The organism is Methylosinus sp. sav-2 (assembly GCF_004366495.1).
Lineage (GTDB): Bacteria > Pseudomonadota > Alphaproteobacteria > Rhizobiales > Beijerinckiaceae > Methylosinus.
Genome location: NZ_SOEJ01000014.1, coordinates 77,242 through 85,872, shown reverse-complemented (window position 1 = coordinate 85,872; position 8,631 = coordinate 77,242). Strand labels below are relative to the sequence as shown.

8 protein-coding genes and 1 tRNA gene are annotated in these 8,631 nt (G+C 69.5%); 6 read left to right on the top strand and 3 right to left on the bottom strand.

What is annotated here, in order from left to right:
• Window positions 1–426: 426 nt before the first annotated feature.
• Window positions 427–516 (bottom strand) — tRNA-Ser (locus EDE12_RS18170).
• 383 nt (window positions 517–899) lie between these two features.
• On the opposite strand from EDE12_RS18170, the gene EDE12_RS18165 reads away from it, so the two are divergent.
• From EDE12_RS18165 to EDE12_RS18145, 5 genes are all read left to right on the top strand, one after another.
• The gene (locus tag EDE12_RS18165) at window positions 900–1,349 is read left to right on the top strand and encodes a gamma-glutamylcyclotransferase family protein (RefSeq protein WP_026599318.1); all 450 of its coding nucleotides are present in this window, start codon (window positions 900–902) and stop codon (window positions 1,347–1,349) included.
• The gene (panC, locus tag EDE12_RS18160; RefSeq protein ID WP_026599319.1) at window positions 1,346–2,212 is read left to right on the top strand and encodes a pantoate--beta-alanine ligase; all 867 of its coding nucleotides are present in this window, start codon (window positions 1,346–1,348) and stop codon (window positions 2,210–2,212) included. The genes EDE12_RS18165 and panC overlap by 4 nt, the downstream gene beginning before the upstream one ends.
• Complete coding sequence (locus EDE12_RS18155) at window positions 2,209–2,496, top strand: acylphosphatase (protein WP_026599320.1); 288 nt, start codon at window positions 2,209–2,211, stop codon at window positions 2,494–2,496. Before panC ends, EDE12_RS18155 begins: the two co-directional genes overlap by 4 nt.
• 5 nt (window positions 2,497–2,501) lie before the next feature.
• Window positions 2,502–3,326: a 3'(2'),5'-bisphosphate nucleotidase CysQ gene (gene cysQ, locus EDE12_RS18150; RefSeq protein ID WP_026599321.1), complete on the top strand. Its 825-nt coding sequence runs from the start codon at window positions 2,502–2,504 to the stop codon at window positions 3,324–3,326.
• Between the two features lie 169 nt (window positions 3,327–3,495).
• Window positions 3,496–4,062 carry a DUF1134 domain-containing protein gene (locus EDE12_RS18145; RefSeq protein ID WP_024880914.1) on the top strand — a complete coding sequence of 189 codons (567 nt, stop codon included), beginning with the start codon at window positions 3,496–3,498 and terminating at the stop codon, window positions 4,060–4,062.
• Here the strand turns inward: EDE12_RS18145 and rsmD are convergent.
• Window positions 4,031–4,612 carry a 16S rRNA (guanine(966)-N(2))-methyltransferase RsmD gene (gene rsmD / locus EDE12_RS18140; RefSeq protein WP_024880915.1) on the bottom strand — a complete coding sequence of 194 codons (582 nt, stop codon included), beginning with the start codon at window positions 4,610–4,612 and terminating at the stop codon, window positions 4,031–4,033. The genes EDE12_RS18145 and rsmD overlap by 32 nt on opposite strands.
• Before the next feature lie 3 nt (window positions 4,613–4,615).
• The gene (locus tag EDE12_RS18135; protein WP_026599322.1) at window positions 4,616–7,090 is read right to left on the bottom strand and encodes a pseudouridine synthase; all 2,475 of its coding nucleotides are present in this window, start codon (window positions 7,088–7,090) and stop codon (window positions 4,616–4,618) included.
• 182 nt (window positions 7,091–7,272) lie between these two features.
• On the opposite strand from EDE12_RS18135, the gene EDE12_RS18130 reads away from it, so the two are divergent.
• Window positions 7,273–8,574 carry a UDP-N-acetylglucosamine 1-carboxyvinyltransferase gene (locus EDE12_RS18130; RefSeq protein ID WP_026599323.1) on the top strand — a complete coding sequence of 434 codons (1,302 nt, stop codon included), beginning with the start codon at window positions 7,273–7,275 and terminating at the stop codon, window positions 8,572–8,574.
• Window positions 8,575–8,631 lie beyond the last annotated feature (57 nt).

The following is an 8,631-nucleotide window of genomic DNA, read 5'->3' as shown; positions in this document are numbered from 1 at the left end:
TCTCGTCGAGCTCATCGAAATCCACAAAGACCTGAAGTCGCGCGCTGGCGCCTGACGCTTCAGCCCATCGCCTGCGGCCCACGCCGGATGCTTACGGATTTTCCACGGGTCGAGCGGTCATGTTCCCGCGTCGTTCTGCGCCGAGGTGCGCAGTTGCCGTTAGGCGCCGGCACAAGATACAAATGCTTTCAGCGGTTTAATGTGGGCGGCACAGGGATTGAACCTGTGACCCCTCCCGTGTGAAGGGAGTGCTCTTGCTGCGCGCAGCCATTATCGCCGCAGGTTGCGGCGCCGGATATTTGCTTCATCCGCCGGCATCGAACGCCTCCAGAACGGACTGTGCCGACTCCCGTGTCGACGCGAACCGCTTCCGTTCGCGCCCATTGCGCCATATGCGGGCGCAAAAATCGACGTAAACCATTGATTTGGCGGAAGGGGTGGGATTCGAACCCACGGTGAAGTTTCCCCCACGGCGGTTTTCAAGACCGCTGCCTTAAACCACTCGGCCACCCTTCCGAACCCGGAGCCGGACCGGACTCGCGGCGAAGCCTATCGCTTCTCTATGACCGCGCGTCAACCGGCCGCGCGTCTAGCGGAACCAGACATAGACGATCGCCGCCGCCAGAGCCAGGACGAGGCCGATCGCCGTATTGCGCAGAAAGCCGCCTTCGAACTCGTCCATTCCGTCTTCCCTTCTCGCCCTCGCGTCGATTCGACGCATTTCTAAAACTGCATCCAACGCTGAGAATAGTCGATGAGGGCGGTTAATTCCCAGGGGCCGCTCTCGGTTGGGAGCCCGGCGCAGGCCGGGCTCTTTTTCTTTCCGCGAGGGGCGCCCGCGGCGCCTCGCTCGCGGCGACGCTATGCGCTAAGGTCCGTCCGCCGCTCGGAAAGACCACATGCCTCTCTATTTCGCCTATGGCGCCAATATGGACGTCGCCACAATGGCCGTCCGCTGTCCCCATTCGCGGCCGCTCGGCCTCGGCCGGCTGGCGCGCTATCGTTTCACCATTCTGGAGACGGGCTACGCCACTGTCGTGCCGGACGCGCGGGCGCAGGTCCATGGCCTGCTCTATGACCTCGCCGTGGCGGATGTGCCGGCGCTCGACCGTTACGAGGAGGTCGGCCGCCGGCTCTACCGCAAGGTAGTGCAGCCGGTGCTGCGCGCGCCGGTGGGCTCGGCGCGGGCGCTCGTCTATATCGGAACCGCGACGCGCGAGGGGCCGGCGGCGCCGGGCTATGTCGAGAATATCGTCGCCTCGGCGCGCGCGCTCGGCCTGCCGAGCGCCTATATCGCCTTTCTGGAGAGCCATGCGCCCAATGCGCAGCAGAGGATGAGCCGAAGATGAGCGCTTTTCCCGTTCCCACCGTCCATACGCTCGCCGAGCTGCGCGAGCGTGTCGCGCAATGGCGCGCGCGCGGCGAGCGCGTCGGCTTCGTTCCCACCATGGGCGCGCTGCACAAGGGCCATCTCGCTCTGGTGGAGGAGGCGCGCCGGCGCGCCGATCGCGTGATGGTCTCGGTCTTCGTCAATCCCACGCAATTCGGCGCAGGCGAGGATTTCGACCGCTATCCGCGCACGCTCGCGGCCGATGTCGAGAAGCTCGCGAGCGTTGCGGCCGATCTCTGCTATGCGCCGGCGGTGGAGGAGATGTATCCGCCGGGCTTTTCCACCACGGTCGCAGTGGGCGGGCCGACGGTCGCCGATCTCGAGGATCATTTCCGGCCGACGCATTTCGCCGGCGTCGCGCTCATCGTCGCCAAGCTGCTCAACCAGGCCGATTGCGACGTCGCCGTCTTCGGCGAGAAGGATTATCAGCAATTGCTGGTGATAAAGCGCCTGGCGCGCGATCTCGATCTGCGCGCGGAGATCATCGGCGCGCCCACTTTGCGCGAGGGGGACGGCCTCGCAATGTCCTCGCGCAACATTTATCTCTCGGCCGAGGAGCGGCGCATCGCGCCGGCGCTGCATCGCGCGCTGAACGAGGCCGCGCAGCGCATCGCCGCGGGCGAGCCGATCGGCCATGTGATGGCGGAGGCGCGCGAGCAGATCGCCGCCAAAGGCTTCCTCATCGACTATCTCGAGGCGCGCCACGCGCAGACTCTGGCGCGCGTCGCCCGCCGTCACGAGGGACCGATCCGCCTGCTTGTCGCGGCGAAGCTCGGCGCGACGCGGCTCATCGACAATATCGCCGTGGAGGCGGCGCAATGAGCGAGAGGCGCCGCGTGTTCCGCATCATCGTGCGCGGGCGCGTGCAGGGCGTCGGCTTTCGCGCCTTTGTGGCGCGGGAGGCCGGGCGCCTCGCGCTCGCCGGCTGGGCGCGCAATTGCGACGATGGCGCGGTGGAGATCGTCGCCGCCGGGCCGCAGGGCGCGCTGCAAGCGCTGGTGGAGGCGGCGCGGCGCGGACCGCCCGCGGGACGCGTCGACGATCTGCGCGCGGGAGAGACGAACGAGGCCGCTCTCGTCGAGCGGCGCGGCGATTTGGAGTTCTAAAAGGCGTGCGGCTCGAGAGCGACGAAAATTTCGACGCGCTGGCGGCGGCTTTCGCCGATCTGGCGACCCGCGCCGGCGCCATTGCGATGGATGTTCTCGCCGCGCCGACAATCGACGCGCGCGCAAAGACGGACGCGAGCCCGGTCTGCGAGGCGGATGAGAGGATCGAGGCCTTTCTGACGCCGCGTCTCGCCGAGCTGCTGCCCGGCCTTCCCATCGTCGCGGAAGAAGCCGCCGCCGCGGGCGCCGATTTCGCCCGCGCCGAGACTTTCCTGCTCGTCGATCCGCTCGACGGCACGCGCGAGTTTCTGGCGCGCAGCGGCGAGTTCACCGTCAATATCGGCCTTATCGTCGCGGGCGCGCCGCGCGCCGGCGCGGTCTATGCTCCGGCGCTCCGGCGATTATGGTTTGCCGGCGCGCGGGCCTTCGGCGCCGAGGCTACGCCCGGCCTGCCGGCGCCGCCGCGCGCGGCCTGGCGCCCGTTGCGCGTGCGCGCCCTACCGGCCGAAGGGCCGACGGCGCTGGTCAGCCGCTCGCATCTCGACGCGGCGACCACGGCCTTTCTGGAGACGCATCGCGTCGCCGCGACGCGCGACGTCGGCTCCTCGATCAAATTCTGCCTATTGGCGGAGGGCGCTGCCGATCTCTATCCGCGCTTCGGCCCGACAATGGAATGGGACACGGCGGCCGGCGACGCCGTGCTACGCGCGGCCGGCGGCGGCGTCGTCGATCCTGCGGGCCGCCCGCTTCTCTACGGCAAGGCGGGCGAAGCCTATCGCAACGGATCTTTCATCGCTTTCGGCGATCCCGCAGCCGCAAGACTTTGTTAAGAACGCAGAGAGATTCTTCCTCTCGCGAAGAAGAGCCGTCGCGGCGCCACAGGCGCGACACGATCGCATCCAAACTTCGGCAGATCGATTCGCAAACGCCCAATGGGGAAGCTTCGTCATGCGCGCCGCAGATTCAACTCGCCGAGAGACGCGCGCAACGCGCAGAGAGATGCTGGCTCTCGCCACGGCCGCCGCGCTGTCGCCGCTGGCGCCGGCGCGCGCCGCCTATGACGTGCGGGCGGAGCCGAGACCCGAGCCCATGTCCGGCGACGAGGTGGTCCGCAGCGGCCATCGCTTCTTCGGCGCCATAGCGCGCGACCTCGCCCAGGGCGTCGAGCAATTGGCGCGACGCTGGGGACGGCCCAACGCCTATGTGCTCGGCCAGGAGGGCTCGGGCGCCTTCGTCGGCGGCCTGCGCTATGGCGAGGGGGTGATGTACACGCGCAACGCCGGCCAGCGCCGCGTCTTTTGGCAGGGGCCTTCGCTCGGCTTCGACGCCGGCGCCGATGGCGACCGCACCATGATGCTGATCTATAATCTGCCCTCGGTGGACGCCATCTACACGCGCTTCGGCGGCGTCGCCGGTTCGGCCTATCTGGTCGGCGGATTGGGCTTCACCGAGCTGTCGGCCGACGGCGTCGTCGTCGCGCCGATCCGCGCCGGGCTCGGCGCGCGCCTCGGCCTCAATCTCGGTTATTTGAAATTCACGCCGGAAGCGACCTGGAATCCGTTCTGACGCATCGCGCGATGACGATCTGCGTCTCGCCATAGCGGCGACGCTCTTTCTCGACGACGCCCTCCGGCAGCGATAACGGCGCGTCCGCCGCCTCCTCGACGACGATCAGCGCGCTCTCGGCGAGCCAGCCGCCTTCGATCAGCGAGCGCAGCGCGCGCGAGGCGAGATCGCGCCCATAGGGCGGATCGAGAAAAGCGAGCGTGAACAATTCGCCCGGCGGCGCGAGGCCGAGCTTGGTCGCGTCCCGCCGAAAGACGCGCGTCACGCCGCCCGCGCCCAGCGCCTCGACATTGGCGCGCAGCAGCGCGCGCGCCTCGGCGCCATCGTCGATGAAGAGGATTTTCGCAGCGCCGCGCGACAAGGCCTCGAGGCCGAGCGCGCCCGTGCCGGCGAAGAGATCGACGACGCGTGCGCCCGGAACCGGATCGTCATAGGCATGGGCGAGAATGTCGAAGACGGATTCGCGCAGGCGATCCGAAGTGGGACGGATCGCCTGCGATTGCGGCGTCTTCAGCACGCGGCCGCGAAAGCTGCCGGCGACGATGCGCATGGGCTAGCGCGGCTTGCGCGGCGCGCCGCCCGGCTTGCGCGGCCCCTTGCCGGGGCCTTTGCCCGCTGGCCCTTTGCCCGGTCCGCCTCTGCCAGGAGCCGCTCTGCCCGGAGCCGCTCTGCCCGGCTCCTTGCCCGCGCCGCTCCGCGGCGGACCGCGACGCTCGCCCGACGGCGGACGCGCATCCCCGTCACGACGCGGCGGGCGCCCCTCGCCTTCCTTGCGCGGCGCGCGCTCGCCCCGCGGCGCGTCGCCGGAGTCGAAACGCTTGCCGGCGCCCTTGCCCGCGAAGCTCTTGCCAGCGCCGAAGCTCTTGCGTTCGCCGAAGCTCTTGCCAGCGCCGGACGTCTTGCCGGCGCCGAAACTCTTGCGCTCGCCACGCTCGAAACGCTCGCCAGAGGGCGCACGGGCGGCCGCTCCCTCGCGACGCGGCGGACGCTCCTCGCCCTCACGACGCGGCGCGCGCTCACGGCGCGGCCCATCGCCAGCGCCGAAGCTCGACCCGCGACGCTCGCCCCGATCGAAACGCTCCGTCCGCTCGCCGCTGCGCGAACGCTGCTCCACCCCCTCGCGACGCGGCGGACGACCCTCGCCCTCGCGACGCGGCGCGCGCTCACGGCGCGGCCCATCGCCGGCGCTAAAGCTCGACCCGCGACGCTCGGCACGATCGAAACGCTCGGTCCGCTCGCCCGTGCGCGGACGCTGCTCCGCCCCCTCGCGACGCGGAGGACGCCCCTCGCCCTCGCGACGCGGCGCGCGCTCACGGCGCGGGCCATCGCTAGCGCCGAAACTCGAACCGCGACGCTCGCCACGATCGAAACGCTCCGTTCGCTCGCCAGCGCGCGGACGCTGCTCCGCGCCCTCACGACGCGGCGGACGCCCCTCGCCCTCACGACGCGGCGCGCGCTCACCGCGCGGCCCATCGCCGGCGCCGAAGCTCGAACCGCGACGCTCGCCACGATCAAAACGCTCCGTCCGCTCGCCCGATGCGGCGCGCGCCGGCATTCCTTCGCGCCGTGGCGCGCGACCCTCGCCCTCACGCCGCGGCGGACGACCTTCGCCCTCGCGACGAGGCGCACGCTCACGACGCGGCCCATCGCCGGCGCCGAAGCTCGGACCGCGACGCTCGCCGCGATCGAAACGCTCGGTCCGCTCGCCAGCGCGCGGACGCGCAGCAGCGCCCTCGCGACGCGGCGGACGTCCTTCGCCCTCGCGCCGAGGGGCGCGCTCGCCCCGCTCGAATCGCTCCTTGCGCTCTCCGCCAGAGGCCCGCGCATCATCGTCACGGCGCGGCGGGCGGCGCTCGCCGGCAAAACGCGCAGGACCCGCCTCGCCCTCGGCCCTCTCGGCGCGGAAGCGGCGGGCGTTGCGCGTCGTCGCCGGCTCCTCGGCGCGGCGCACCGGCACGATCTTCTCCACCGGCACGGCGCGACCCTTGCGGTCGCTGGTCGCGGCGCGCTCGATGCGGGCGCGCGGGCCTTTGCCGCGCGTCTCCTCGCGCTCTGCGCGCAAGGTCGTCACATGCTTGCGCGTGCGCGTCTTGGCGCGCTGGCGCGCCTCCTCGGCGGCGACATGCGGCGGCTCGTCCGAGTCGCGGCGGGACGACGAAAAATCGACGCCGGCGAGCTCGGCCAAGCCCTTGCCGAGCTGCTCGCGCAACGTCTTCAGCTTCACCTCCTCGACGACGCCCTCCTCCAGCTCGCCGAGCTGGAAGGGGCCGAAGGAGATGCGAATCAGCCGATTGACGTCGAGCCCCAAATGCTCGAGCACGCGCTTGATCTCGCGATTCTTGCCCTCGCGCAGCGCCATGCTGATCCAGACATTGGCGCCCTGCACGCGATCGAGCTTGGCGTCGATCGGCGCGTAATCGACATCGTCGACGGTGACGCCCTTCTTCAACTCATCGAGTTGCGCCTGGTCGATCTCGCCATGGGCGCGGACGCGATAGCGGCGCGTCCAGCCCGTCGCCGGAAGCTCGAGCGTGCGCGCGAGGCCGCCGTCATTGGTCAGCAGCAGCAGGCCTTCCGTATTGATGTCGAGCCGCCCGACGCTGACGAGGCGCGGCAGATCGGGAAAGCGCTCCTCGAGGAAGCCGAAGACGGTCTCCCGCCCCTCCGGGTCCTTGGCGCTGGTGACGAGGCCGGCCGGCTTGTGGAACAAAAACAAGCGCGTCGGCTCACGCTCGGCGAGCGGCTGGCCGTCCACCTCTATGCGGTCGCCCTCCTGCACATTGAAGGCGGGGCTGTCCAGCACGCGGCCGTTGACGGAAACGCGCCCTTCCGTGACCCAGATCTCGGCGTCGCGGCGCGAGCAGGCGCCGGCGCGCGCCATGACCTTGGCGATGCGCTCGCCTTCGAAGGCGCTGGCGGCGGCGTCGGGCTCGGCCGCCGCCGGTTTCTTGGCCGGGGCGCGGCGACGCGGCGGCTGGTCGCCGCCGTCCTTACGGCGGGCGGGTCTTTCTGGCTTTTTGTCGGTCATCACGCCCTGATAGCAGGTCGCGGGGCCAAAGAGAAAGGCGCGACGGCCGCTTTTTCACTCGTCATTCGCCATGAATCCGAGTTATGGCCTCGAATCCACGTAGGGAGTTGGCCGCAGCCCCGCGAAAGCCGGCCGCGGTCCCCTATTTCGGCGCATAGAAGCAACAGACGTCTGGAGGCGGTATGGCTCATCTGATCGTGCATGGCGGACGTCCGCTCAGCGGCAGGATCATCCCTTCCGCGAATAAGAACGCCGTGCTGCCCATTCTCTGCGCCACGCTGCTGACCAGAGAGCCGCTGCGCATCCATGGCGTGCCGGAGATCACCGACGTCAAGAAAATCCTGGAATTGTTCCGCACGCTCGGCAGCGACGTGCGGATGGATTTTGCGACCGGCCTGCTCGAGCTGCGCCATGAGGACACGCGCTTCGATCCGTCGATCCATCGCCTGCCGGCGGAGATGCGCTCCTCCATCATGCTGGCCCCGCCGCTGCTGGCGCGCTTCGGCGTCGCCCGCATAGAGGACGATGTGAAGGGCTGCACGCTCGGCGCGCGCGAGATCGACCCGCATATAGAGGTGCTGAAATCCTTCGGCGCGACGATCGAGCGCAGCGACGATTCGCTCGTCATCCGCTCCGACGGCCCGCTGCGCGCGACGCGGCACTGGCTCGACTACGCCTCCGTCACCACCACCGAGAATTTCGTGCTGTGCGCGGCGCTGGCGAGCGGCCAGTCCAAGCTCAACAACGCCGCCTCCGAGCCGCATGTGCAGGAGTTCTGCGCCTTCATGCAGACGCTCGGCGCGCGCATCTCCGGCATCGGCACCTCGCAGCTCACCATAGACGGGGTCGATTCGCTCTCCGGCGGCGAGTTCCATCTGACGGAAGACTTCCACGAGGTCGCGACCTTTCTGGCGCTGGGCGCGATCACCGGCGGCGGCGTCGAGGTGAAGAATAGCGCGCCCGATCAGTTTCCGCTGATCGACCGCACCTTCGCGAAATTCGGCGTGCATGTCGTCCATGAGGACGGCTGGTCCAAGACCAAGGCCAATGGCCCGCTGAAAGTGGCGGAGCCCTTCACCCGCAACGTGCTGCAGAAGGTGGAGGCGGCGCCCTGGCCCTATCTGCCGGTCGATCTCCTGCCCATCTTCATCGCGCTCGGCGTCAAGGCCGAGGGCAGCGTGATGTTCTGGAACAAGGTCTATGACGGCGCGCTCGGCTGGACCGGCGAGCTCTCCAAATTCGGCGCGCATGTGTTTTTGTCGGACCCGCATCGGCTCATCGCCTTCGGCGGCAAGCCGCTGGTCCCCGCGCAGGTGGAGAGCCCCTATATCATCCGCGTCGCCATCGCTCTGCTGATGCTGGCGGCGAGCATCGAAGGGCGCTCGATGATCCATAACGCCACGCCGATCAAGCGCGCGCATCCGCGCTTCGTCGAGAATTTGCGCATGCTCGGCGCGGAGGTGGAATGGACCGGCGGGGATTGAGGGGAGAAAGCTTCCCGCGCGCCCCCTCCCCAGCCCTCCCCCGCTTCGCGGGAGAGG

Bases quoted from the DNA above. Each gene is read 5' to 3' on its own strand.
- EDE12_RS18165 (WP_026599318.1), top strand. From the start codon at position 900: ATGCCTCTCTATTTCGCCTATGGCGCCAATATGGACGTCGCCACAATG.
- panC (WP_026599319.1), top strand. From the start codon at position 1,346: ATGAGCGCTTTTCCCGTTCCCACCGTCCATACGCTCGCCGAGCTGCGC.
- EDE12_RS18155 (WP_026599320.1), top strand. From the start codon at position 2,209: ATGAGCGAGAGGCGCCGCGTGTTCCGCATCATCGTGCGCGGGCGCGTG.
- EDE12_RS18145 (WP_024880914.1), top strand. From the start codon at position 3,496: ATGCTGGCTCTCGCCACGGCCGCCGCGCTGTCGCCGCTGGCGCCGGCG.
- rsmD (WP_024880915.1), bottom strand. From the start codon at position 4,612: ATGCGCATCGTCGCCGGCAGCTTTCGCGGCCGCGTGCTGAAGACGCCG.
- EDE12_RS18135 (WP_026599322.1), bottom strand. From the start codon at position 7,090: ATGACCGACAAAAAGCCAGAAAGACCCGCCCGCCGTAAGGACGGCGGC.
- EDE12_RS18130 (WP_026599323.1), top strand. From the start codon at position 7,273: ATGGCTCATCTGATCGTGCATGGCGGACGTCCGCTCAGCGGCAGGATC.